Below are 22,999 nucleotides of genomic sequence, written 5' to 3' on the forward strand. Positions count from 1 at the left end.
GCCCACACCCCGGCCGCGCGAGACCGGGGGAGCGCTTCGCCGACCCCTATCACGCAACTTGATCGCGAAACCATCAAAATCGCTGACCGCACTCACCCGCCGCAGATCCGCCGCGACGACGTGCAGCGCCGGGTGGTGATCGAGGCCAATGTCGTCGGGCGCGACATGGGTGGCCTGGTCGCCGAGATCGACCGGCGCATCGCCGAGGAGATCGACCTGCCGGCCGGCTACAGCGTCGTCTTCGGCGGCCAGTTCGAGAATCAGCAGCGCGCTCAGCAGCGGTTGATGATCGTGGTGCCGCTGTCGCTCGGGCTGATCTTCCTGTTGCTCTACTTTGCCTTCCACTCCGTCGGCCAGGCGCTGCTGATCATGCTCAACGTGCCGCTCGCGCTGATCGGCGGCGTCTTCGCGCTGTGGGTCTCCGGCATCTATCTCTCGGTGCCGGGCTCCATCGGTTTCATCGCCGTGTTCGGCATCGCCGTGCTCAACGGCGTGGTCATGGTCAATGCCATCAACCAGAACCGGGTCGGCGGCCAGGATCCGCGCACCGCCGTCCTGGACGGCGCCCGATCCCGGCTGCGCCCGGTGCTGATGACGGCGCTGACCACGGTGCTCGGACTGGCGCCGTTGCTCTACGCCACCGGGGTGGGCTCGGAGGTGCAGCGCCCGCTCGCGACCGTGGTGGTCGGCGGGCTCGCCTCTTCGACCCTGCTGACGTTGATCGTGGTGCCCACCATGTACGCCTTCTTTTCCCGCCGCGCCGATCTCGCCGTCGGCCGGCCTTCCGTCAACCAAGCCGAGAAGACCCAACCATAAGCCTCAAACCGACTGTGGCCGATGCTCGGCGGGGACTTGTCGGCGGCGTTGACACCTGCCGATGTCTGGCCTGCACTGGTTGTCGTCCTTGTGCCACTCGGCGCTGCCACCGTATTCGAACGCCGGATCGAAGCCCGCGTAGAACGGGTGGTGGTGCGCGCACGCCTGGCGTGGTGGCCGGTGCCGCTCCTGGCGTTGGTGGGGTTTCTGATCGCAGGCGCAGTGGCGCAGCCGGAATGGGGGAGCTGCACGATTCCGACCGACCCATCCGGAGCCGACCCATCCCGACCGACGAGGATCGCAAGCAGGGCGCGGAGCCCTGATGCGCGGATCGATGCGGTGAGCGTCGCCTGCGACGATCACCGCAGTCCTTAAGGCCGAGGCAAAAGCCCCGACGTCTTAGCGCCGGATCCGCTCGATGCGGAACAGGGTGGTCGTGCCGCTCACCTCGTTGGCGACGACCAACAAGGGCACCCCGCGGATCGGACTCTTCGACGCCTCGATCACCGTTAGCCCCTCGGCACCCAGATCGCCCGCCTGCGGCGTGCCCGGCTCGGCACCGAAGTCACGGTTGTTGAGATACTGAACGAAGCTCGGTGCATAGGGATTGGTCACATCGTAGACCATGACGCCGCCGATGCGCTCCAGGCCGATGAAGGCATAGGTGCGGCCCCAGAGCTTGGCGACGGTCACGCCCTCGGGCTCGGGGCCCTTGTTGTCGCTGCGGTTGTCGAGCTTGTTCTCCTCGTGGTCCGAGTTGAAGAATTCCGGATAGGCATCCGCAGTGATGCGCTCGAAGTCCGCACCGCTGTCGTAGACCTGCTTCAGATCCGCGCTCCAGATCGAGAAGGAACGACCTCCGAACGCGTAGATCTCATCGTGCAGCCCCGTATTCGGATCGACACCGCGTGTGGTCGTGACCGTCAATCGGCCGAGAGTCTCGTCCTCCTGCAGGAGAACCGCATCCGGAAAAACCGACGGATCAAGAGCGAGATCCTTGACTCGCGCCTCCTCGCTGAAGCCGTCATAGTCGCGCGCGTCGCCCTCGTTGGCGCTGACGATATAGGTCTGCCCGCGGTACTCGTAGCTCGCGATCGCGTCCGGGAGATACATCCCCTTGACCGGCCAGTTGAGGATGTTGATCCCGCCGTCGCGGTCGCTGGCGTCCAGCTCGTTCCCCGCCAGGCTGTGATCTTTGAAGCCGAGACCATGCAGCGCGGTAAAGTCACCGGCCTTGATGTCCAGGACGGCGACGGCGTTGTTCTCCTGCAGCGACACCCAGGCGATCTTCGAGTCCTTGTCGACCGTGATGTACTCGGGCTCGAAGTCCTGCGCCACGCTCGCGTTCGGACCGAACACCCGTACGCTCGGATCCAGCGTCGCGTCGTTGAATTTTCGGAAATCGGCCGTGCGCACGTCGGCCTGAGCGAGCTTTCGAATGTTTCGCGGCAGATCGATGATGCTGACCGAGCCCTCCGGATCGACGGTGTAATCGTCGTTGGGCTCGCCCTCGTTGGCCACCAGCACCCGCTTTCCGTCCGGCGTGAAGGTCACCATGTCAGGCAGCGCACCGACCTCCACGCTCGCGAGAATCCGACCGTCGACATGCATGAAGACCGCCCGACCCGGCTTGGTGCGATCGCTGTTCTCGACAACCGCGACGACCAGACCCTGGTGTACCGCAACGCTGTTGACGACCGCGCCAAAGTCGGTCAGGTCGATACTGAACAAGAAACGTGGGTTCCTTGGCCTGTGCACCCCGAGCACGTCGATCAGACCGCTTGCCGCGTTGACCACGAACAGACGCTGACTGCGGGGATCGTGGGCCACGATCTCGGCCGCAGACTCGCCGAACACACCGGTTGCGTAGGTGCCGAGCGGCGCGATGGCGATCGTGGATTGAGATCCGTGGGGACCCGCTAGGGCCTGAGTGCCGATGCCGAGCGCCAAGGCGCAGCCGGCGGAGAGTCGGGAGACGGTCGTAAACGACATGAGACGGAGATCCTCGTCGGGTGAAAATCGCCCATTATCGGGATCAGGTATGACCGTTCAGCGACAGCCCGATGACGATTCAGCGATACGCGCTGCATGCTGCGAGCCGGACGCCAATCACCGCAGGAGCACTCAGAGATAAAGCAGCGACGCCACCAGGAAGAACACCAGGACGGCGATGATGTCGTTGCCTGTGGTGATGAAGATCCCCGTGGCCATCGCCGGATCGATACGGAAATGATGCAGGATCAATGGCACGGCCGCGCCCATGGTCACGGCGAGCAGGGTCACGAGGGTCAGTGCAACGCCTGCCGTTAGCGCGAGACGCAGCGGGTCCGCGACACCCACCAGGGGGCCCGCGACAAAGACGATCGCGGCGAGGATCAGGGCCGCGATCGACCCGTTCAGCAGGGCCGCGAGCATCTCCTTGACGAGCCGCCAAGGCAGATCGCCGATCCAGAGGGTGCCGGCCGCGAGGCCCTGAATGGCAACGGTGGCCGCTTGGATACCGGCGTTCCCGGCCATCGACATCACAATCGGGATGAAGCTCGCCAGGATGGCCGCGGCGGCAATCTGCGCCTCGTAGGCGTTGATGACGCTGCCCGAGACGAGCGCACCGACCAGCCCCGCGAGCAGCCACGGCAAGCGGTTCTTCACGATGCCGAGCACCGGGTCGTCGGCTCGCGCATCGGGCGAGACGCCGCTGAGCAGACGCACGTCCTCCTCGGCCTCGTCGCGGACCACGCGTTGCAGCTCGTCGGCGGTGATGCGCCCGAGCAGCCGACCTTCGGCATCCACGACCGGCACCGTGATGAGGTCGTTCTCCGTGGTCACGCGCACGACCTCTTCCTGATCCATATCCGAGCTGACCGCGACGAGATCGGTGCGCATGACCTGCTCCACCGGGATGTCGCTCGGGCGCAGCAGCAGATCGCGCAACTTCAGATAGCCCAGGAGCTTGCGGTCCGCATCCACGACATAGACCGCCGAGAGTTTCTTGATCCAATCGGCACGACGACGCACCTCGGCGACGACCTGCCCGACGCTCCAGTCCGGCGGCACCGCGACCAGCTTGCGGGTCATGATGCTGCCGGCCGAATCCTCCTGATACGCCTTGAGCTCGCGGATGGCGTCGGCCTCGCGCAGGTACGGAATGAGCCGCTCCTGGACCTCGTCGGGAAGCTCGGTCAGGACCTGCACCACGTCCTCGGCGTCCCGACCGTCGAGGATCTCTGCGAGGCGCTCGATCGTGGCGTCTTCGAGCAGGGCGCCGCGAAAATCGTTGTTGAGCCCGGCGATCACCTTTGCGGCGGGTCCGGCCGGCAAGACCAAAAACAGTTTGCGCGCGCGCTTCAGTGGAAGCTGCACGAGCAGCTCGACGATGTCGCGCGGATGCCAGGTTCGCAGCAGGCGGCGAATCTCCTCGCGCTCACCCGCCTTGATCATGCGCCCGATCGCCTTGACCACCGGACGGTTAACGTCGAGTGTCTCGCCGGGTCGACCGCGGGTCCAACGCAGCCGCGGCGTTTCGGTGGTCTCTGTCATGGCTGAGGCAGTCCCGGAGAAAAGGGTTGCGGATCGACGTTTCGAGGGCTCGAAACCGGCCGGAGTGTGGCAACACCGGCGGATCAAATCAAATCCGACCGGGTTATCATGGGGTATCCAGGGCCTCGCCTCGGTCGGGCCACGCGATTGTCATGGCGGGACCGGTCCGACTCACGAGCGGCGGAACGAGGGTTTTCAATGTCCGAGCTGCAAATCGAGTGTCTTACGGGAGCGGATCTCGTCGCCGATCTGCCGGCGCTCGCGCGCCTGCGCATCCGCGTCTTTCGCGACTATCCCTATCTCTACGAGGGCGATGCGGAGTACGAAGAGCGCTATCTGCGGACCTACGCCGACGCGCCCGACGGGGTCATGGTTCTGGTGCGCGACGGCGATCGAGTGGTGGGTGCGTCGAGTGCGTTGCCGCTCGCGGCCGAGACCCCGAACGTGATCGAGCCCTTCAAGTCGCATGGCTATGCGCCCGAACGGATCTTCTACTACGGCGAATCGGTCCTGCTGCCGGAGTACCGAGGGCTGGGGCTCGGGCGGCGCTTCTTCGAGGAGCGCGAGGCGCATGCACGTGCGCTCGGCCGATTCGACGTCGCCTGTTTCTGCGCCGTGGAGCGGCCGGACGACCACCCGCGACGCCCGCCGGATTATTACCCGCTCGACGGCTTGTGGATGAAACAGGGCTTCGCGAGACAGCCACAGTTGCGCACGACCTTCTCCTGGCGGGATCTCGACGAGGCCGAGGAAACGCCGAAACCGATGGTGTTCTGGCTCAAGCACCTCGACTGAGACACAAGAAAGGCCCCATGTCCCAAACCACCGCACCGCGTCGGGATTGGATCCCCCAAGGCATCGCCCTGCTCCTGATCGCCCTGGTCGGGACCCTGCCTTTTTGGCTGACCGACCTGGACATCCGAGCCGCCGCGCTCTTTTATCATCCGGAGGCGGACGACCCTTGGTTCGAGGCCCAAGCGCCGCTTTGGTCCTTCCTCTATGTCGCCTCGCCGCTCCTGACCGGCTTCGTCATGCTCGGCGGCCTGCTCGTTCTGGGTGCCGGGGCGATCTGGCAGTCGTTCAGACGGCTGCGCTGTTACGCGATCCTGCTGATCGCCGCGACTATCCTGGGACCCGGACTCATCGTCAACGGCGTCTTCAAGGACAATTGGGGACGCCCGAGACCGCATCAGATCGAGCAGCTCGGCGGAACACGCGACTACGTCCCGCCGCTCGCCATCTCCGAGCACGGCGACGGCAAATCCTTCCCGTGCGGACACAGCTCGATCGGCTACATGCTCGGCGTCTTCTTCATCATCTGGCGCAGACGCAGGCCGCTGCTCGCCTGGACCGCGCTGGCGGGCTCGCTTGCCTTCGGCACCCTGCTCGGGATAGGACGCATGGCGGCGGGCGACCACTTCCTCTCGGACGTCATCTGGTCCGGAGTTATCGCCTACGGGATTGCCTGGGGGCTCTACTATTTCGTCCTGCGCATCCCGCGGCGCGAGGCCGCCGAGGCGGCGTCACCGCCCTCCCCGATGCCCGAGCTGCGACGTCCGAAGCTCACTGCGGCAATCTATGCGCTCGTCGCAGCCCTGATGATCGGGGCCGTCCTGATGGCGACGCCGCTGAAGAACGTGCAGATCCAATGGGTCCGCCCGGGCGACTTCGATCCGCCGCCCAAGGTCTTGCGCTTGGTCGCCGATCAGGCTTACGTGATCCTCTTCTGGCCGGGCGGCGCGCACCGCACGGCCGAGATGCGCTTGGAGGCGCGCGGTTTCGGGCTGCCCTGGAGCAAGGTCGAGCCGGAGTTGACCAGTGACCACCAAGTGCTGACCTATCGGGTCAGCCATGAGGGGGTCTTCACCGAGAAGGACACCAAGGTCGTGATGGGGATCGTCGCGAACGATTGGGATCGAGTCGAGGTCCGGATCGACTCGGGCGACATCCGGGTCCATCCATCGCAGGACCCGCTACCCGAGCTCGACCTGCAAACGGGCGACGGCGAGGTGATCCGTGTCGACCCCTGATCCGCAACGCGTCCGGACCGATCGACAACCGCCTGCGAGGACCGCAGTCTTGACCACAACCGGGGCGAAGCCGTGCCGCAATCCGAACCCTTGATCCGCTTTATCCGCACGACCACCGCGGACATCCCGGCGGACGTGACCCTCACGCTCAACCTGGAGCAACGCACCCGCTGCCGGCTGCGCGTGCTGCTCGACGACGGCCGGGAGGCTGGACTCTTCCTGCCCCGCGGCACCATCCTGCATCACGGGGACGGACTGATCGCCGAGGACGGACTGGTCGCACGCATCATCGCGGCACCGGAGCACCTCTCGCGTGTCGAGAGCGCGGATCCGCTGCTGCTCGCGCGCGCCTGTTATCACCTCGGCAACCGGCACGTGCCCCTGCAGATCGAGTCCGGGCGCCTCAGCTACCGACAGGATCAGGTCCTCGACGAGATGGTGCGTGGTCTCGGACTCGAGGTTAGGCTCGTGGACGCCGCCTTCGAGCCGGAGTCCGGTGCCTACGGCGGTCAGGGCGCCGATCATTCGGGTCATGCACACGAGCACTGACGGGGCGCTGCCACTATTGCGCCTGATGCACCTGGTCAGCCCCGGGCTTCCGGTCGGCGGCTTCACCTACTCGCAGGGCATCGAGTGGGCGGTCGAGACCGGTTGGATCCGAGATGCCGACGACTTGGAACGCTGGATGGCCGATCAGATCGGGAGCAGTCTTCGGTATCTGGACATCCCGCTCTTGGTGCGGATGCAGGCGGCGGCGCTCGATCGCGATCAAGCGGCGCTGGCCGGCTGGGTCGATCGCCTCTTGGCCGGACGGGAAACCGCCGAGCTGCGGCGCGAGGAGTCCGATCGTGGACGCGCGCTCGCCGATCTGCTGGTGGCCTGGGGGCTGGAGGATGCGCTCGGGTGGAAACCGCAACTCGCCCGGAGCCAGGCCGCCGGCTTCGCCTTCGCCGCGGCGTCCTGGCGGATCGAGCCGTCGGAGGCGGCGACGGGCTATGCCTGGAGCTGGCTCGAGAATCTCGTTCTGGCCGGGATCAAGCTCGTGCCCTTGGGCCAGACCCGCGGTCAACAAACGCTGGCACGCCTGGCGACCCTCATCCCGAGCACGGTGGCCGTGGCCCTGGGGGTCGCGGACGAGGAGATCGGCGCCTCCACCCCGGCCCTGGCGATCGCAAGCTCCGCCCACGAGACCCAATACACCCGCTTGTTTCGTTCCTGAAGGAGACACCATGGTCGATGCATCACCCCTGCGCGTCGGGGTCGGCGGTCCCGTCGGCTCCGGCAAGACGGCGCTGCTGGATGCGCTCTGCAAGGCGCTGCGAGACCGCTATCAGTTGGCGGTGGTCACCAACGACATCTACACCCGCGAAGACGCGGAGTTCCTGATCCGCTCCGAAGCCTTGCCCGCCGAGCGCATCGTCGGCGTAGAGACCGGCGGCTGTCCGCATACGGCCATCCGCGAGGACGCCTCGATGAACCTGGCCGCGGTGGAGGATCTACAGATCCGTTTCCCGGATCTCGATCTCGTCTTCATCGAGAGCGGCGGCGACAACCTCGCGGCCACCTTCAGCCCGGAGCTAGCCGACCTGACGATCTATGTCATCGACGTGGCCGAAGGCGAGAAGATCCCGCGCAAAGGCGGACCCGGCATCACCCGCTCGGACCTCCTGGTCATCAACAAGATCGATCTGGCGCCCTACGTGGGGGCTTCGCTGGAGGTCATGGAGCGCGACTCCAAACGCATGCGCGGGGAGCGGCCGTTCGTCTTCACGAATCTGCGCACCGGCGAGGGACTGGAGAGGATCCTCGACTTCATCGAGCATCAGGGGATGCTCGGGGCTTAAACCGCGTCCAGAGCGACATGCGCGATTTTCATTCTGCATTTGGCTTCGGGGATGCCCTCGATCTCGGTGAGAGGCGGTTTAAAATTTAATATTTTTAATACCTTAAACCGCGCCGGCTCCGACGACTGTCGGAGCCGGCGCGGCCAAGCCATTCCAACCCATGGCGCATATCGCGCCGGGCGCGGTTTAAGCGTCGGAGGATCCTCCCGCCCAGCGCCGTGCCGCATCATCGTCCGTCGAGCGTGCATCGACCCACCGCTCGCCCTGCGCGGTCTGCTCCTTCTTCCAGAAGGGTGCGCGGGTCTTGAGGTAGTCGATCAGAAACTCGCAGGCACGGAATGCCTCGCCCCGGTGTCGACTGCTGACACCAACAAAGACGATCGGATCCTGCGGCCTCAGCTCCCCCACGCGATGCAGGATGCTGATGTCCTCCAGATCCCAGCGTTGCGCGGCCTCCTCGGCGATGGCGCCGAGTGCCTTCTCGGTCATCCCCGGATAGTGCTCCAGGGTCATGGCGGCCACCTCGGCGCCTTCGTTGATGTCGCGCATCAGTCCGATGAAGGTGACCACGGCACCGACCTGCGGCTTGTCGCGGGAGAGAATTTTTTGCTCCTCCGCAATGTCGAACAGGTCGCGTTGAACTCGAATGCGTTGCATGTTCGGTTTCTCCGACGCTGGTGTCCGGGGTTCGACCCCGGTCTGCCCGGTCCACTCGGCAGAGGAATAAGGGGATCCTATACTTTCGAGTGCGAGCGTTTCGCCTTGGCTCCCGCCGGCTTTCTCTCGGATCCGGGCATCGAACCGCCCGCCGAAGGAGAACCGCTCGGGCTTGAATCATGCCCGATGTCGTGCTCCGGGTCCCTGTTTCGTTCGATCATCCACCAAGAGGAAACGACGATGAACTGGAAAGAACAACTCGACAAAGCGGTTGCTGCGGTCAGAGAGGCCGCCACCAGCGAGAACGCACGGGATATCGCGGGCAAGGCGAAAACGGCCGCGTTGGGTCTGGTCGAAAAGGTCAAAACCGGCGCGGTCGACGCCGCCGATGCCTTTGTCGAGGCCAATCGCGATCCCTCGGCGCTGACGGTGCGCTTCCTGAACGCTGACCTGACCATCGTCTCGCCTGCCGATGGCATCTCGGTCACTCGGCCGGATGCCGCGACCCTCGTGATCGAGGATGGCTCGGGCAATGGCCTCGTCGTCAACGCGGGGGCCGATCCCGCCTTTGTTGTCGACACGATCGGCACGGTCGCCAAGCTGGGCGACAACACCTTCGACCTGGGTCAGGAAGACGGCGTCAACGTCGTCGTGACCAAGTTCTGATCGGTGCGAATCGCGAGGCGCCGAAGCGCCTCGCGATGATCACTCGACGATGCCTCCGCTCATCTCGCAAATCGTCGGGTGGCCACAGCGCGTCATCCACTGGCTCTGTAGCGGTCGAGCCGACTACACCGACTTCCAGCGGCGCAAAGCCACCCCGGCCCACCGGGCGCGGCGCACCCTTTGTCTGTTCGTCTGGAGCGGTGCCGCCGTCCTGATGCTGCTCTGCCCAAGCCCCGGCTGTATCGCGACCCTCATCCTGATCGCCACCTTCGTGAGCTTTTCGCTTCTGGACGGACAGCCTTAAAACGCGCTCACCCGATCGGTGCAACGCCCATCAGGAGTTTGTGCAGCCAAAACATGAACAGCAGGTAGAGTCCGATACCGCCGACGATCGCGATGGCGTCGTTCACCTGGTTGGGCGGTGCCCCGTAGACGGTCGGGGTCGTGCGATGCTTCAGCGAGATCCGGTCGGCAACCGCCCAGGCAAGGAAGGTTCCGAACAGCAGGATGTCGGCAGCCGTGCCGTTGGCGAGCAGGTGCGCCGTTGCCCAGATCTTCACCGCAAGCAACATCGGATGCTTGGTCGCGGACTGGATCCGACCCGGCAGATAGGCGGCAAGCAGCAGCGGAAAGACCGGCAGCATCAAGAGCAGGCTGATATGCCGCAGCCAGACAGGCGGCTCGTAGATGACGACGGGCGACAGACGGGCGGCCCCGAATCCCGAGACGATCAAATAAAATCCGACCAGGGCGACGAGCCCATACACCGCTTTCCACGGGATCTCGCCAAATCGCACGACCAGATCGGTACGCCATTGGCTCTTGATGATGGAGACCGAGTGAATACCGAGAAACAGGATCAAACCGAGGACGAGTACTGCCATCCGAGGATTCCTCCAAGAGCATTGAAAAATCGGCTTCCCTTAAAGCGCGTCCGGAGCAACATCCGGTGTTTCCGAATGGATTCCACCTCGCACCGACTCAAGACGTCCGTGGCCGACGCGGTTTAGTTCGCGCAAGAATCGTGTCCAAGGCATTCGCGAACGCCTGCCGATCACGCGACCCGAACGCGGGCGGGCCGCCGGTGTTGATGCCGCTGCCGCGCAGGGTGTCCATGAAGTCGCGCATCGTCAGGCGCTCGCGGATGTTGTCCTTGGTGTAGAGCTCGCCGCGGGGGTTCAGGGCTTGGCCGCCCCCCTCGATTACCTCCGCCGCGAGCGGGATATCCGCGGTGATTACCAGATCGCCGGGGGCGAGTCGCTTCAGAATCTCGTTGTCGGCGACGTCGAACCCGGCGGAGACCCGAACGGAACGCACCAACGGCGAAGGCGGCGTGCTCACCGGCGCGTTCGCCACCAACGTGATCCGGACGCCGAGCCGTTCCGAAGCGCGAAAAAGGATCTCCTTCACGGCGTTCGGACAGGCGTCGGCGTCGACCCAGATCTCCACCCGCCGCGAACCCGTCAGCTCGCCTCGGCCGTCACAGGCGAAACATCGGCATCGGCGATCACGGCATCCTTCTCGCTCTCGACCGCAGCGGCGGACATCGGCTCGTGCACAAGAATAATCCCGGCGAGCGGAGGCAGGGCGATCGGGATGGAATAAGGTCGTCCCATCCAGCTCACCGGCTCGGCCTCGACCCCGCCCTGATTGCCGACATTGCTGCCGCCGTAGAGCGCGGCGTCCGAGTTCAGTGCCTCGCGATAAAAACCGGGCTCGGGTACGCCGATCCGATAGTTGGTGCGCGGTACGGGAGTGAAGTTGAATGCGGCGGCGACGATCTGCTCGCCGGAGAGGTCCTTGCGCAGATAACTGAGCACGGATTGTGAGCTGTCGTGACAATCGATCCACTCGAACCCGGAGCTGTCGAAGTCGACCTCATGCAGCGCGGGCTGCTCCCGATAGAGGCGGTTGAGGTCCGAGACGATCTGCTTGATCCCTTCGTGCTGCGGACGCTCGAGCAGATCCCAATCCATCGCCGCGTCGAAGTCCCATTCGGAGCCGTGCGCGAACTCGCAGCCCTGGAACAACAGCTTCTTGCCCGGATAGCTGAACATCAAGGTGTAGAGCAGGCGCAGACTCGCAAACTTCTGCCAGGCATCGCCCGGCATCTTATCCAGCATCGACTTCTTTCCGTGCACCACCTCGTCATGCGAGAAGGGGAGCACGAAATTCTCCGTGAAGGCGTATAGAAGGCCGAACGTCAGCAGATCGTGATGATAATGACGATAGATGGGATCCTTTTGCATGTAGGACAGGGTGTCGTGCATCCAGCCCATATTCCATTTCATGCTGAAGCCGAGCCCCCCGAGATAGGTCGGACGCGAGACCGCCGGCCACGCGGTCGACTCTTCGGCGATCATCAGGGTGCCGGGATGCTGCTCGTGAGTGACGGTATTGAGTTGGCGAATGAAATCCACGGCTTCGAGGTTTTCGTTGCCGCCGTATTTGTTCGGGATCCATTCACCGGCATTGCGCGAATAGTCCAGATACAGCATGGAAGCGACTGCATCCACGCGCAGCCCGTCGAGATGGAACTCGTCGAGCCAATAGAGCGCGCTCGACAAGAGGAAGTTCTTCACCTCGTTGCGGCCGAAATTGAAGATCAAGGTCCCCCAATCCTTGTGCTCGCCCATTCGCGGATCGGCATGCTCGTAAAGAGCCGTACCGTCGAATCGCGCCAGTGCATAGGCGTCCTTGGGGAAATGAGCGGGCACCCAATCCAACAGCACGCCGATGCCGCGGCCATGCAGATAGTCGACGAAGAAGCGAAAATCGTCCGGCGATCCGAAACGCGCACTCGGCGCGAAATAACCGGTGCATTGATAACCCCAAGAGGCGTCCAAGGGATGCTCGGTGATGGGAAGAAGCTCGATATGGGTAAAACCCAGCTCGGTCACATAGTCCGCGAGCTGCTCGGCGAGGACCCGGTAATTCAGAAACTCACCGTCCGCACCACGTTGCCAGGATCCCAGATGGACCTCGTAAACCGAAAAGGGGGAATGCTGCCAATCCGATTCGGCGCGCGCCGCCAGCCAGGCCTGATCGGCCCAACGGAAGCGACTCTCCGGACAGATGAACCCGGCCGTTTGCGGCCGTTCCTGAAACGCCTGCGCGTAAGGGTCGATCTTGACGTGGATATTGGTCGCGCGATCGCGGATCTCGTATTTGTAGAAGCCGCCTTGCCCGATTCCGGGAATGAAAAGCTCCCAAACACCGGTGCCGCCGCGCACCCGCATCGGGTGGGCGCGCCCGTCCCACTGGTTGAAATCTCCGACGACGCTCACGCGCTCGGCACTCGGCGCCCAGACCGCGAACTGCACGCCCGACACACCGTCGACATCGGTCAGGTGCGAGCCCAAAAACCGATAGGCGTGCCAGTGGCGGCCCTCTCCGAAGAGGTGGAGATCGAAGTCCGCGAGCTGGGGCGGAAAGCAGTAGGCGTCGTGATGGACGTGATGGTCACCGGCGGCATCGATCCAGTCGATGCGATAGCGCTCGGGAACCTTCGACGCCGGACCCTCCCAAAGGAAAAAATCCGTTCCTTCGATCCGGGCGAACGGCTCGGATGCCTCGACCAAGGCGACCGACTCGGCGCCCGGCAGGAACACGCGGACCACTGCCCGGTCGCCCTCGAGGTGCCGACCGAGAATCTCGAACGGGTCGTGATGACGCGCCTCGATGATGCGCTGCAAGGGTTCCGGAACCTTGGGGGCGTGCTGTGTCGCGGTTGCCATTCTGAAGTATTTCCTTCGCTGTCGGCTCTCGATGTCGCCTGCCATCGGCGCTGTTACGGAAACCGTTCGATATCGCGGTGCCGCGCCACGAGTCTGCGGGGTGGCGGCAGACGGGCGCGACAGGTTCGGGGGTCTCGTCGGGATCGACGGCCCGCGGTGCGGCGCGGGAAGAACGCGACCACAGGGCAGTGCGCCGACGCTTCGGACCGTCTTGATGTTAACATACGGGGGACTACTCTAATGCCCTCGCCTAGACGACAACAGGAGGACTTATGCCCCAAACAAATCCCCGGTTCGTCAGCCGCCTGACCCGCAATACCCTGGCGCTGATCCTGGCCGGGGGACGGGGCTCGCGCCTGATGCACCTGACGGCGTGGAGATCCAAGCCGGCCGTTCCTTTCGGCGGAAAATTTCGGATCGTGGATTTCCCGCTTTCGAACTGCATTAATTCCGGGATTCGCCGCATCGGCGTCTTGACGCAATATAAGGCGCATTCACTAATTCTGCATATCCAGAAGGGCTGGGGATTCCTGCGCGGAGAATTCGGCGAGTTCGTGGAATTATGGCCCGCCCAGCAGCGCGTCGCCGAGACCGCTTGGTATGCGGGGACAGCCGACGCGGTATTCCAGAACCTCGACATCATTCGCGATCACAACCCGGATTATATCTTGGTGCTTGCCGGCGACCATATTTACAAGATGGATTACGGCGCCATGATCGCCTACCACGTCGAATCCGGCGCCGATATGACGGTCGGATGTCTGGAGATGGAGACCGAGCGCGCCACCGAGTTCGGGGTCATGTCGGTCGACAGCGAGGGGCGCGTTCTGCGATTCGCCGAAAAGCCGAAGGAGCCGGAAGCCATCCCGGGATCGCCCGGGAAGAGCCTCGTCTCGATGGGAATCTATGTATTCAATCGTGGCTTCCTGTTCGAGCAGCTGATCAAGGATGCCGATACACCGCGATCCTCGCACGACTTCGGGAAGGACATTATTCCCTCCGTCATCAAACACTATCGCGTCATGGCCCATACCTTCCGTGACCCGCGCAGCGGCGAGCAGGCCTATTGGCGAGACGTCGGTACACTCGACGCCTTTTGGGAGGCCAACCTTGAGCTGATCGGCGTCACGCCGCCCTTGAGCCTCTACGATAAAAGCTGGCCGATCTGGACCTATCAGGAACAATTGCCGCCGGCGAAGTTCGTGTTCGACGACGAGGATCGACGCGGCATGGCGGTCGACTCCATGGTCTCGGGCGGCTGTATCATCTCCGGGTCCACGGTGCGGCATTCGTTGTTGTTCTCCAACGTGCGCGTCAACTCCTATGCCTATGTGAAGGATTCGGTGATCCTCCCGGATGTGGTGATCGGCCGAAACTGCACGATCCGCAATGCGGTGATCGATCGCTATTGCCAGATCGACGAGGGAACCGTGATCGGCCTCGATCAGGAAGCGGATCGCAAAGCGGGTTTCTACGTGAGCGAGGGCGGCGTCACACTCGTCACACCCGAGATGCTGGGCCAAGACGCCAACCACGTCCGTTGAGGGCCTCGTCCGCATGCAGATCATCCTGAACGGTGCCGCCACCGAGGTGGCCGACGCACTCACCATGGCGGAGCTGATCGAGCAGCTCAAGCTCGGCGGCCGCCGCCTGGCCGTCGAGGTCAATGCCGAGCTGGTCCCGCGCAGCCGCTTCTCCGAGCACCGGCTCGCGCCGCAGGATCAGGTCGAGATCATCCACGCCGTCGGCGGCGGATGACCCGGCTTGGGCGTCCTGCCCCGAATCCTTTATCCTGAATCTTTCTTTCGTTTTGGCCACGACACCCATGCCCATCGAGACCGCCGCAACCGATCGTTTCACCCTCGCCGGACGCGAGTACAGCTCCCGACTCCTCGTCGGCACCGGAAAGTACAAGGACATGGCCGAGACCGCACGGGCCATCGAGGCGAGCGGCGCCGAGATCGTCACGGTCGCGGTGCGCCGCACCAACCTCGGCCAAACCCCGGGCGAGCCGAACATCCTCGATATCCTGCCGCCCGAGCGCTACACCATCCTGCCGAATACCGCAGGCTGCTACGATGTCGAGACCGCCGTGCGCACCTGCCGACTGGCGCGCGAGCTCTTGGACGGCCACAACCTGGTCAAGCTCGAGGTCCTCGGCGACGAGAAGACACTCTTCCCGGACGTGATCGCCACGCTCAAGGCGGCCGAGGAGCTGGTCAAGGATGGCTTCCAGGTCATGGTCTACACCAACGACGACCCGATCGTCGCCCGACAGCTCGAAGAGATCGGCTGCATCGCCGTCATGCCGTTGGCCGCCCCGATCGGCTCGGGGCTCGGCATCCGCAACCCGCTCAACATCCGCACCATCGTCGAGAACGCCCATGTCCCGATCCTGGTCGACGCGGGTGTCGGCACGGCATCGGATGCTGCCGTGGCGATGGAGCTGGGTTGCGACGGCGTGCTGATGAACACCGCGATCGCCGCGGCCCGCGACCCCATCCTGATGGCCAGCGCCATGCGCAAGGGGATCGAGGCCGGGCGCGAGGCGTACCTTGCCGGTCGCATGGCGCCGAAGCGGTTTGCCTCGGCGTCCTCGCCGATCGAAGGGCTGTTCTTCCAGCACTGAACCGCGTCCCGAACGGAATGGGAAGGTCGTTGCGGGGCGGGCGTCGAAGGCTATGAGCGAGGTTCGTGCCGGACGCGGGTCAGAATGATTAAATCCAACGATTAGAGCGCTTCGACTGCGAAAGCGGTCGTAGCGTGGACGGCCGACAGGCCAGTTGTAAGGACCTCATGACGGCCGAGACCACGACCAAATTCCTGCGTCCCATCCGGAGCTTCGTCCTGCGCGAAGGTCGTTTGACCTCCGCGCAGGAGCGGGCCTTTCGGGACCTCTGGCCGCTCTACGGGATGGATTGGACGCCCGACACGCCGATCGACCTCGCGGGGCTCTTCGGCAACGCGCACCCCGTCGTCCTGGAGATCGGGTTCGGCAACGGCGATTCGCTCGCCGAGATGGCCGAGCAGGATCCGCAGAACAATTGGCTCGGGATCGAGGTGCATCGCCCCGGTGTCGGGCACCTGCTGCTCGAGATCGAGCGGCGCGGGCTGACCAATCTCAAACTGATGCGGCACGACGCGGTCGAGGTGCTCGGCCGCGGCATTGCGCCCGGCAGCCTAGAGCGGGTTCAGCTCTTCTTTCCCGATCCCTGGCCGAAACGCCGTCATCACAAACGTCGCATCCTGACACCCGAGCTGATCGGGCTGCTCGCGCATGCGCTCCGCCCGGGCGGCGTCTTTCATGCGGCGACCGATTGGGAGCCCTATGCCGAGCAGATGCTCGAGATCCTGGAGACGTCTTCGGAAACCTTCGAGAATCTCGCCGGACCCGGCGGATTCTCGCCCCGCCCGGCGGCACGTCCGCTCACCCGCTTCGAGCAACGCGGCGAGCGCCTCGGCCATCGGGTCCGCGACCTGATGTTTCGCCGGCGCTGAGATCGGGGCGCCGATGTCCGGACTCAGACTCGACGGGATCCGCTCGCGGGCGCTCGGGCCGCTCGATCTCACTGTCGCTGCGGGCGAGCTGGTCTTCGTGTCGGGCCCGTCCGGCTCGGGCAAGAGTCTCCTGCTGCGCGCCGTCGCCGACTTGGATCCGCACGAGGGCGAGGTCTGGCTGGGCGAGGAGCCGCGCTCGCGCATCGCCCCCTCGATCTGGCGTCGGCGGGTCGGTCTTCTGCCTGCGGAGGCCTTTTGGTGGGCGGAGAGCGTCGGCGAGCATCTGCCGGTCATCCGGAGCACCCATGCGGATCGGGCCGCGTCGACGCACAGACGGCTTCTCTCGGCGCCGCTTCATCCGGCTATCCTGCGCTTGTCCAAACCCTTTCGCCGCGCACCCCGACGCGTCTCGAATCACCCTGCCCTGCCGGACCACTCAACCATCACCGACTGGCTCGGCCACCTCGGCTTCGCGCCCGACGTCCTCGGCTGGTCGGTGACGCGTCTCTCGACCGGGGAGCGTCAACGTCTGGCGCTGGTGCGCCTGCTCGCACAGACACCCGAGGCGCTGCTGCTCGACGAGGCGACCGCCAACCTGGATCCAAGCAGCGGCGCACGCGTGGAATCCGTCGTCGAGGCCTATCGCAAGACGCGGGGCGCGGCCGTCCTCTGGGTGAGTCACGATCCGGGGCAACGCCGCCGCATCGGCGGACGCTCGCTGGTCATCCGCAACGAGCGACTGGAGCCCGAAGCGTGACCCTCATCCATCTGAGCCCGTTCGATCTGGGACTGGCCTCCATCCTGGTCCTCCTACTCGCCGGCATGTCCTGGCGGCTGCGCCTCGGGATCGAGCGCCGTGTTCTGATCTCGGCCGCGCGCAGCACGGTCCAGCTCATGCTCGTCGGGCTGGTGCTGAAGGTGCTCTTCGCCCAGACCAGCTTGCCGCTGATCGGGCTGATGGCCCTGGTGATGCTCTCCGTCGCCGGTTACGAGGTGATGCAGCGACAGAAGCGCCGATACCGCGGCGTCTGGGGATACGGGATCGGCGCACTCTCGATGTTCCTGTCGGCCTTCACCGTGACCCTGCTCGCCCTGACGGTCATCATCGGGGTCGAACCCTGGTATCAGCCGCAGTATCTGATCCCGCTGCTCGGCATGCTGCTCGGCAACACCATGAGCGGGATCGCCATCGCGCTCGACAGCCTGACCCGCCAGGCCTGGGATTCACGCGGACGCATCGAGGCGCGCCTGCTCGCTGGCGGCACCTGGGACGACGCCATCGAGGAGGTGCGTCGCGACGCCCTGCGCTCCGGCCTCATCCCCATCATCAACGCCATGGCCACCGCCGGCCTGGTCAGCCTCCCCGGCATGATGACCGGCCAGATCCTCGCGGGCAGTCCGCCGATGGAGGCTGCCAAGTACCAGCTCCTCATCATGTTCCTCATTGCGGCCGGCACCGGACTCGGCTCCATGGCCGCGGTCTGGATCGGCTCGCGCCGTCTGTTCGACGACCGCCAGCGACTGCGTCTCGACCGGCTCGCCGCGGCGAATCGGTCGAGCTGAGAAGAGCCATTTCCTCGTCCTGTCGGTAATCCTGCTCCGGGCGAGCCCGCCGGCACGGGATTCACACCCGCCGTTCCCATTACTTACGCGCCGTCCAACTCGGTGCACAGACGCCGCTGCGGCGCACCTAGCGCACCATGTTGACGCGCTCGCGGTTGACTGCCGATTCGACCCATGCCCTGGAAAAGAAACACGACCGAACCGGCAGCAAAACCCACATGGTCACGTCTTCACCGGCTTGCGCAAGGATAGAAAGGCTGATGTCTCGGCGAACGGTGTCTCTCGGCATCGTTGCCCTTGGCGAATGAGGCAGTCTGCATCTCAGTCGGTGTACTTAACTTCCTCCGGCACGTTTCCTGCTGTCGGCCGCACCAATTTCGCACACAATCATCAGTCCACACAGAGGTTGTTTTCCATGGAAGCACTCAAGGGCGGCAGCGACGTCCTATTTATCCTGATCGGCGCCGTGATGGTGCTCGCCATGCACGCCGGCTTTGCGTTCCTGGAGCTGGGCACCGTCCGCGCCAAGAATCAGGTCAATGCCCTGGCGAAGATCATGAGCGACTTTGCCGTCTCGACCATCGCCTATTTCTTCATCGGTTATTGGATCGCCTACCAGGTCGATTTCTTCAGCGACGCCGCTTCGCTCCAAATCGAGCACGGCTTTGCCTTGGTCAAATTCTTCTTCCTCCTGACCTTTGCCGCTGCCATCCCGGCGATTGTCTCGGGCGGTATCGCCGAGCGGGCGCGGTTCCACCCGCAGTTGCTCGCCTCCTTCATCATCGTCGGCCTGCTCTATCCCTTCTTCGAGGGCATGGTCTGGAACAACAATTTCGGCGCTCAGGATTTCATCACCGGGGTCTTCGGTGCGCCCTTTCACGACTTCGCCGGCTCGGTCGTCGTCCACGCCGTCGGCGGCTGGATCGGGCTCGCTGCGGTCCTGCTGCTCGGCCCGCGCCAGGGACGCTACCGTGCCGACGGCGGCATCACCGCCCACCCGCCGTCCTCGATTCCCTTCCTCTCGCTCGGCGCCTGGACCCTCACCGTGGGGTGGTTCGGCTTCAACGTGATGTCCGCGCAGACCGTCGAGGCCGTCAGCGGCCTCGTGGCGGTGAACTCGCTCATGGCCATGGTCGGCGGCATCCTGGCGGCACTGGTCGTCGGCAGGAACGACCCCGGCTTCCTGCACAACGGACCGCTCGCCGGATTGGTCGCGGTCTGTGCGGGCTCCGACTTGATGCACCCGATCGGTGCGCTGGTGACCGGTGCTGTCGCCGGGGCCATCTTCGTCTACGCCTTCACCCTGACGCAGAACAAATGGCGGATCGACGACGTACTGGGCGTCTGGCCTCTGCACGGGCTATGTGGACTCTGGGGTGGCCTCGCGGCCGGGATCTTCGGACTCGAAGCGCTCGGCGGCGTCGGCGGAGTAGCATTCGGCAGCCAACTGGCCGGCACACTGAGCGGCGTCGCCATCGCCTTCGGCGGTGGCTTCCTGATCTACGGCGGAATCAAGGCGGTCATGGGGTTGCGGCTCAGCGAAGAGGATGAATACATCGGCGCGGATCTGAGCATCCACAAGATCACCGCGCAGCCCGACTACAACCGCGGGGAGGTGTAGACCGATTCTCGGGGGTGGAGGGAAAACGTCAGCCCAAACGCTATCCTTCGCGCACTCGCACCATCCCTGGAGTCTCCCCCATGCCCTCGCACCGCTGTTTGCCGACCCTCCTCCTGCCGCTGGTTCTGCTCGGCCATCCCACCGCCCACGCCGAGCCCCCGGCCGTCGGCCCAGACATGAACGCCTACTATCACGGCGCCGACCATGACCGTTGGCGCGAGATCTTCGAGAGCGACGGGCGGGAGGTCTACGATCGGCGTTTCGAGATCCTGGAGGCGTTGAAGATCCGACCCGGCATGCGGATCGCGGACGTGGGGGCCGGTTCGGGGCTCTACACGATGCTGTTTGCCGAGGCGGTCGGTCCGTCCGGACGGGTCTTCGCCGTGGATATCTCGGAGAGTTTCGTCACGGCGATCGCGGCGCGCGCGGCGGAGGCGGGTCTCGGCAACGTCCTGACGGTGCTCAGCGGACAGAAGAGCACCGAGCTGCCGCCCGCGAGCGTGGACCTGGTGTTCACCTCGGATACCTATCACCACTTCGAGTATCCGCGCGCCATGCTCGACTCCATCCGGGCGGCGCTGGTGCCGGGCGGAATCCTCGCGATCATCGACTTCAGGCGTGAGCCGGGCGTCAGCAATCGCTGGATCCTAGGGCACGTCAGGGCCGGTCGGGAGGAGGTAATCGGCGAGGTGGAGCAGGCCGGTTTCAAGCTGAGCGACGAGCCGATCAAGCTGCGCGGGAATTATTTCCTGCTCTTTCGAAAAGTTGACGCCTGACGTCCGGCGCCCGACCGTTTTCACACTCTCTGCAACTTCAGGTGCTTCAATAAGGATTAAACCGCGTCCCCGCTAAGGGCCGTGAATGCACCAAACGTCGAGCTCACTCGAAAGTGAGCATCTCGCTCTGGACGCGGTTTAGAGGCGAGCGGGTCACGCCGATATCGGCGCGGACCTTCACCCGATCGACCCACGGAGGTTTCCATGAAGACGACGATACGTAGATCCATCATGGCAGTGACGGTCGCGGCGACCCTCGCCGCACCCTTGACCCTCGCTCAGCAACCCCCGCCCCCGCGCGGCCCGATGACCTTCTCGGCGTTTGATCTCGACGGAGACGGGATCGTCACCGAGGTGGAGTTCGACACCGCGCGGGCTCAACGCATGGCGGAGCGGGCCGCTCAGGGAGCGCCGATGCGGGGGGCTGCCAACGCACCGGCCTTTTCGGACTTCGACCTGAACGGCGACGGGCGGCTGACGCCGGAGGAGCTCGCAAGGGTTCAGCAATCCCGAATGCAGGGACGACCCGGTGGGGGTATGGGACCAGGCGGCGGGATGGGACCAGGTAGCGGTATGGGACCAGGCGGCGGGATGGGACCAGGTAGCGGTATGGGACCAGGCGGAGGACCAGGGATGGGACCCGGCGCGGGCGTGGGTCGAAACATGCCCGCCTTCGCCGAATTCGACTTGAACGGCGACGGCGTTTTGATTGAGCAGGAATTCTACGAGGCGCGGGCCGACCGCATCAAAGAGCGCTCTCAGCAGGGCTATCCGATGCGAAACCTCGCCAACGCACCGTCATTCGAGGCGATCGATCTGAACGGCGACGGGCGCATCACGCCCGACGAATTCACGGCCGGTCAGGCGCAGCATCTACAACAGAATATGCGAGCGCCCTGAGTCGCCATCGGACCGGACGAACACCCTCAATGCCGGTCGGGGAAGAGTCCGGGCATCCAGCGCCCAAGCCCGGATGCGCTGCCGAAGTCGCTCGGGTTGAACCAAGCCCTCCATGAAGTCGACTTGGTCGATGTAGACCGCACCAGATCGGCCAAGGCGCTGACGATGCCGGACGGCAGACTCCGACGCAGGTCGGCTGACTTCGCTGCCAGCTCAATGGCAAGGTCTGTCAAAGCGGAGCACAGACCGCGTTATAACCCCGGAGGTTCATCGCCCGGACCACTCATCGAGGACGGCAACGATGTGCGGGATCGCTTCCGGTTCGGGATCGTTCGGGAACAGGCGTGCGAGCATCCCGCGATGCGAGGCTCGCACGAGAACCGGCGGCGGGACGCCGGGGATCCGCAGCGAAGCGAGGGGGACGACGCCGTCGCCCAGGCCCTCGCCGAGGCTCGACCACCAGTCTTCGAGCACCTCGGCGAGCTCGGTCGATTCGAGCTCGGCGGAGATGGCTTCGAGACTCGCGGCCATCGACTCGGGTGGCTCGGTGAGCAGACCGCCAATCAGCCGGATAGGAACGGACTCGGGCCACGGCCATGTGTTTAGATCCTCCAGAAAGGCGCTGCCGGGACGCAGATCGATCTTCGCCTCGCCGATGCCGTCGCGCAGTCCGGCGAAGAGCGAGAAGCGCCGTTCCGGTCCGGCGGCCAGATGGTCGCGCAGCTCCAGCCAGATGCGCAGCCGCGCCCATTCCGAGCCCTGATTGGGTGTACCGACCAGGATGACGCCGTGCACGGCCGCACCCTCGACTCGCGCTGGCGCGCCCACCGGGTTGCGCCAGCGGGTGACGAAGTCGCGGATGATGAGTCCGCCCATGCTGTGTCCGATCAAGACGACCGGCCGGTCGAAGGCGAGCTCGGGCCAATGCGCGGCGAGTAGATCGGTGCTGCGGTCGACCCCTTGGTCGTTGGGATATCGGAATTCCCAGACCTCGAATCCCGCCGAGCCGAGCACGGGGATGAGGTCGTCCCAGATGTCGCCGGGCTCGTCGAGCCCGTGGACCAGCAGGACCCGCGGCAAGGCGTGATCCGCACCGTCCGGGACGACCTGGATGCGCGGGATGAGACCATGCCAGCCGTCCACCGGCGCCATCGCCTGCGGAAACCAGGCATCGAGCCGGTCATGGACGAGCACGCGCAGGCGGCGCTCCTCGCGCGGATGACCTTCGGCCCACCAGGTCCAGGCCGCGACCGCAAGCAGGAGACCGATCGGGATCAGAAGCAGCGCCAAGCGACGGCGGAACCGCACGGATTTCACGTTCATGCCTTACCATCCTCCCATCGACATCACCGAA

24 protein-coding genes are annotated in these 22,999 nt (G+C 64.8%); 17 read left to right on the forward strand and 7 right to left on the reverse strand.

Annotated elements, in window-relative coordinates; genetic code table 11:
- Positions 1-816, forward strand: an 816-nt coding sequence (locus BLV04_RS19480) for an efflux RND transporter permease subunit (protein WP_139191971.1), incomplete at its 5' end; no start/stop codon positions are given.
- A 399-nt stretch (positions 817-1,215) separates the two neighbouring features.
- Here the strand turns inward: BLV04_RS19480 and BLV04_RS19490 are convergent.
- Positions 1,216-2,808 carry a choice-of-anchor I family protein gene (locus BLV04_RS19490; RefSeq protein ID WP_093036310.1) on the reverse strand — a complete coding sequence of 531 codons (1,593 nt, stop codon included), beginning with the start codon at positions 2,806-2,808 and terminating at the stop codon, positions 1,216-1,218.
- A gap of 132 nt (positions 2,809-2,940) precedes the next feature.
- On the reverse strand, positions 2,941-4,353 hold the full coding sequence (gene mgtE, locus BLV04_RS19495) for a magnesium transporter (protein ID WP_093036313.1): 1,413 nt from the start codon (positions 4,351-4,353) through the stop codon (positions 2,941-2,943).
- Positions 4,354-4,551: 198 nt separating this feature from the next.
- Between mgtE and BLV04_RS19500 the strand changes: the two genes are divergently transcribed.
- From BLV04_RS19500 to ureG, 5 genes are all read left to right on the forward strand, one after another.
- A complete protein-coding gene (locus BLV04_RS19500) occupies positions 4,552-5,148 on the forward strand; it encodes a GNAT family N-acetyltransferase (RefSeq protein ID WP_093036317.1) in 597 nt (198 codons plus the stop codon).
- Positions 5,149-5,165: 17 nt separating this feature from the next.
- Positions 5,166-6,383, forward strand: a complete 1,218-nt coding sequence (locus tag BLV04_RS19505; protein WP_093036320.1) for a phosphatase PAP2 family protein — start codon at positions 5,166-5,168, stop codon at positions 6,381-6,383.
- A 90-nt stretch (positions 6,384-6,473) separates the two neighbouring features.
- The gene (ureE, locus tag BLV04_RS19510) at positions 6,474-6,932 is read left to right on the forward strand and encodes an urease accessory protein UreE (RefSeq protein ID WP_175534716.1); all 459 of its coding nucleotides are present in this window, start codon (positions 6,474-6,476) and stop codon (positions 6,930-6,932) included.
- The gene (locus BLV04_RS19515) at positions 6,916-7,602 is read left to right on the forward strand and encodes an urease accessory protein UreF (protein ID WP_093036329.1); all 687 of its coding nucleotides are present in this window, start codon (positions 6,916-6,918) and stop codon (positions 7,600-7,602) included. Before ureE ends, BLV04_RS19515 begins: the two co-directional genes overlap by 17 nt.
- A gap of 10 nt (positions 7,603-7,612) precedes the next feature.
- Positions 7,613-8,227, forward strand: a complete 615-nt coding sequence (gene ureG, locus BLV04_RS19520; protein ID WP_093036333.1) for an urease accessory protein UreG — start codon at positions 7,613-7,615, stop codon at positions 8,225-8,227.
- A 186-nt stretch (positions 8,228-8,413) separates the two neighbouring features.
- Here ureG and moaE read toward each other — a convergent pair whose 3' ends face one another.
- Positions 8,414-8,884: a molybdopterin synthase catalytic subunit MoaE gene (moaE, locus tag BLV04_RS19525; protein ID WP_093036336.1), complete on the reverse strand. Its 471-nt coding sequence runs from the start codon at positions 8,882-8,884 to the stop codon at positions 8,414-8,416.
- Positions 8,885-9,124: 240 nt separating this feature from the next.
- On the opposite strand from moaE, the gene BLV04_RS19530 reads away from it, so the two are divergent.
- Both BLV04_RS19530 and BLV04_RS19535 read left to right on the forward strand, forming a co-directional pair.
- Complete coding sequence (locus BLV04_RS19530; RefSeq protein ID WP_093036520.1) at positions 9,125-9,550, forward strand: hypothetical protein; 426 nt, start codon at positions 9,125-9,127, stop codon at positions 9,548-9,550.
- A 49-nt stretch (positions 9,551-9,599) separates the two neighbouring features.
- Positions 9,600-9,854, forward strand: a complete 255-nt coding sequence (locus BLV04_RS19535) for a hypothetical protein (RefSeq protein ID WP_093036339.1) — start codon at positions 9,600-9,602, stop codon at positions 9,852-9,854.
- A gap of 7 nt (positions 9,855-9,861) precedes the next feature.
- Here the strand turns inward: BLV04_RS19535 and BLV04_RS19540 are convergent, their stop codons facing one another.
- The 3 genes from BLV04_RS19540 to glgB form a co-directional block, all read right to left on the reverse strand.
- On the reverse strand, positions 9,862-10,434 hold the full coding sequence (locus tag BLV04_RS19540) for an NnrU family protein (RefSeq protein WP_093036342.1): 573 nt from the start codon (positions 10,432-10,434) through the stop codon (positions 9,862-9,864).
- A 97-nt stretch (positions 10,435-10,531) separates the two neighbouring features.
- Positions 10,532-10,999: a YaiI/YqxD family protein gene (locus BLV04_RS19545; protein WP_093036344.1), complete on the reverse strand. Its 468-nt coding sequence runs from the start codon at positions 10,997-10,999 to the stop codon at positions 10,532-10,534.
- 14 nt (positions 11,000-11,013) lie between these two features.
- On the reverse strand, positions 11,014-13,287 hold the full coding sequence (gene glgB, locus BLV04_RS19550) for a 1,4-alpha-glucan branching protein GlgB (RefSeq protein ID WP_093036347.1): 2,274 nt from the start codon (positions 13,285-13,287) through the stop codon (positions 11,014-11,016).
- 272 nt (positions 13,288-13,559) lie between these two features.
- Here glgB and glgC point away from each other — a divergent pair, with 272 nt between their 5' ends.
- The 9 genes from glgC to BLV04_RS19595 all read left to right on the forward strand — a co-directional run bounded on the left by glgC (position 13,560) and on the right by BLV04_RS19595 (position 21,645).
- Positions 13,560-14,831: a glucose-1-phosphate adenylyltransferase gene (gene glgC / locus BLV04_RS19555; protein ID WP_093036350.1), complete on the forward strand. Its 1,272-nt coding sequence runs from the start codon at positions 13,560-13,562 to the stop codon at positions 14,829-14,831.
- Between the two features lie 13 nt (positions 14,832-14,844).
- The gene (thiS, locus tag BLV04_RS19560) at positions 14,845-15,045 is read left to right on the forward strand and encodes a sulfur carrier protein ThiS (RefSeq protein ID WP_093036353.1); all 201 of its coding nucleotides are present in this window, start codon (positions 14,845-14,847) and stop codon (positions 15,043-15,045) included.
- Between the two features lie 67 nt (positions 15,046-15,112).
- Positions 15,113-15,916, forward strand: coding sequence for a thiazole synthase (locus BLV04_RS19565; RefSeq protein ID WP_093036356.1), 804 nt, complete (start codon positions 15,113-15,115; stop codon positions 15,914-15,916).
- A gap of 167 nt (positions 15,917-16,083) precedes the next feature.
- Entirely contained in the window at positions 16,084-16,785 is a 702-nt protein-coding gene (gene trmB / locus BLV04_RS19570; protein WP_093036359.1) for a tRNA (guanosine(46)-N7)-methyltransferase TrmB, read from the forward strand.
- Positions 16,786-16,798: 13 nt separating this feature from the next.
- Entirely contained in the window at positions 16,799-17,542 is a 744-nt protein-coding gene (locus BLV04_RS19575) for an ABC transporter ATP-binding protein (RefSeq protein WP_093036362.1), read from the forward strand.
- Positions 17,539-18,348, forward strand: coding sequence for an ABC transporter permease (locus tag BLV04_RS19580; protein ID WP_093036365.1), 810 nt, complete (start codon positions 17,539-17,541; stop codon positions 18,346-18,348). Before BLV04_RS19575 ends, BLV04_RS19580 begins: the two co-directional genes overlap by 4 nt.
- Before the next feature lie 415 nt (positions 18,349-18,763).
- On the forward strand, positions 18,764-19,969 hold the full coding sequence (locus BLV04_RS19585; RefSeq protein WP_093036367.1) for an ammonium transporter: 1,206 nt from the start codon (positions 18,764-18,766) through the stop codon (positions 19,967-19,969).
- Between the two features lie 80 nt (positions 19,970-20,049).
- Positions 20,050-20,745: a class I SAM-dependent methyltransferase gene (locus BLV04_RS19590; protein ID WP_175534714.1), complete on the forward strand. Its 696-nt coding sequence runs from the start codon at positions 20,050-20,052 to the stop codon at positions 20,743-20,745.
- A 204-nt stretch (positions 20,746-20,949) separates the two neighbouring features.
- Positions 20,950-21,645 (forward strand): EF-hand domain-containing protein, encoded by a 696-nt coding sequence (locus tag BLV04_RS19595; RefSeq protein WP_093036370.1) that lies wholly within the window; start codon positions 20,950-20,952, stop codon positions 21,643-21,645.
- Between the two features lie 267 nt (positions 21,646-21,912).
- Here BLV04_RS19595 and BLV04_RS19600 read toward each other — a convergent pair whose 3' ends face one another.
- Positions 21,913-22,968, reverse strand: coding sequence for an esterase/lipase family protein (locus BLV04_RS19600; protein WP_093036373.1), 1,056 nt, complete (start codon positions 22,966-22,968; stop codon positions 21,913-21,915).
- Positions 22,969-22,999: the final 31 nt, after the last annotated feature.

It is taken from the genome of Thiocapsa roseopersicina (genome assembly GCF_900106925.1).
Classification (GTDB): Bacteria; Pseudomonadota; Gammaproteobacteria; order Chromatiales; family Chromatiaceae; genus Thiocapsa; species Thiocapsa roseopersicina.

Excerpts from the sequence above, each read along its gene's own strand:
- BLV04_RS19490 (WP_093036310.1), bottom strand. The coding sequence starts at position 2,808 with ATGTCGTTTACGACCGTCTCCCGACTCTCCGCCGGCTGCGCCTTGGCG.
- mgtE (WP_093036313.1), bottom strand. The coding sequence starts at position 4,353 with ATGACAGAGACCACCGAAACGCCGCGGCTGCGTTGGACCCGCGGTCGA.
- BLV04_RS19500 (WP_093036317.1), top strand. The coding sequence starts at position 4,552 with ATGTCCGAGCTGCAAATCGAGTGTCTTACGGGAGCGGATCTCGTCGCC.
- BLV04_RS19505 (WP_093036320.1), top strand. The coding sequence starts at position 5,166 with ATGTCCCAAACCACCGCACCGCGTCGGGATTGGATCCCCCAAGGCATC.
- BLV04_RS19515 (WP_093036329.1), top strand. The coding sequence starts at position 6,916 with ATGCACACGAGCACTGACGGGGCGCTGCCACTATTGCGCCTGATGCAC.
- ureG (WP_093036333.1), top strand. The coding sequence starts at position 7,613 with ATGGTCGATGCATCACCCCTGCGCGTCGGGGTCGGCGGTCCCGTCGGC.
- moaE (WP_093036336.1), bottom strand. The coding sequence starts at position 8,884 with ATGCAACGCATTCGAGTTCAACGCGACCTGTTCGACATTGCGGAGGAG.
- BLV04_RS19530 (WP_093036520.1), top strand. The coding sequence starts at position 9,125 with ATGAACTGGAAAGAACAACTCGACAAAGCGGTTGCTGCGGTCAGAGAG.
- BLV04_RS19535 (WP_093036339.1), top strand. The coding sequence starts at position 9,600 with ATGCCTCCGCTCATCTCGCAAATCGTCGGGTGGCCACAGCGCGTCATC.
- BLV04_RS19540 (WP_093036342.1), bottom strand. The coding sequence starts at position 10,434 with ATGGCAGTACTCGTCCTCGGTTTGATCCTGTTTCTCGGTATTCACTCG.
- glgB (WP_093036347.1), bottom strand. The coding sequence starts at position 13,287 with ATGGCAACCGCGACACAGCACGCCCCCAAGGTTCCGGAACCCTTGCAG.
- glgC (WP_093036350.1), top strand. The coding sequence starts at position 13,560 with ATGCCCCAAACAAATCCCCGGTTCGTCAGCCGCCTGACCCGCAATACC.
- thiS (WP_093036353.1), top strand. The coding sequence starts at position 14,845 with ATGCAGATCATCCTGAACGGTGCCGCCACCGAGGTGGCCGACGCACTC.
- BLV04_RS19565 (WP_093036356.1), top strand. The coding sequence starts at position 15,113 with ATGCCCATCGAGACCGCCGCAACCGATCGTTTCACCCTCGCCGGACGC.
- trmB (WP_093036359.1), top strand. The coding sequence starts at position 16,084 with ATGACGGCCGAGACCACGACCAAATTCCTGCGTCCCATCCGGAGCTTC.
- BLV04_RS19575 (WP_093036362.1), top strand. The coding sequence starts at position 16,799 with ATGTCCGGACTCAGACTCGACGGGATCCGCTCGCGGGCGCTCGGGCCG.
- BLV04_RS19585 (WP_093036367.1), top strand. The coding sequence starts at position 18,764 with ATGGAAGCACTCAAGGGCGGCAGCGACGTCCTATTTATCCTGATCGGC.
- BLV04_RS19590 (WP_175534714.1), top strand. The coding sequence starts at position 20,050 with ATGCCCTCGCACCGCTGTTTGCCGACCCTCCTCCTGCCGCTGGTTCTG.
- BLV04_RS19595 (WP_093036370.1), top strand. The coding sequence starts at position 20,950 with ATGAAGACGACGATACGTAGATCCATCATGGCAGTGACGGTCGCGGCG.
- BLV04_RS19600 (WP_093036373.1), bottom strand. The coding sequence starts at position 22,968 with ATGAACGTGAAATCCGTGCGGTTCCGCCGTCGCTTGGCGCTGCTTCTG.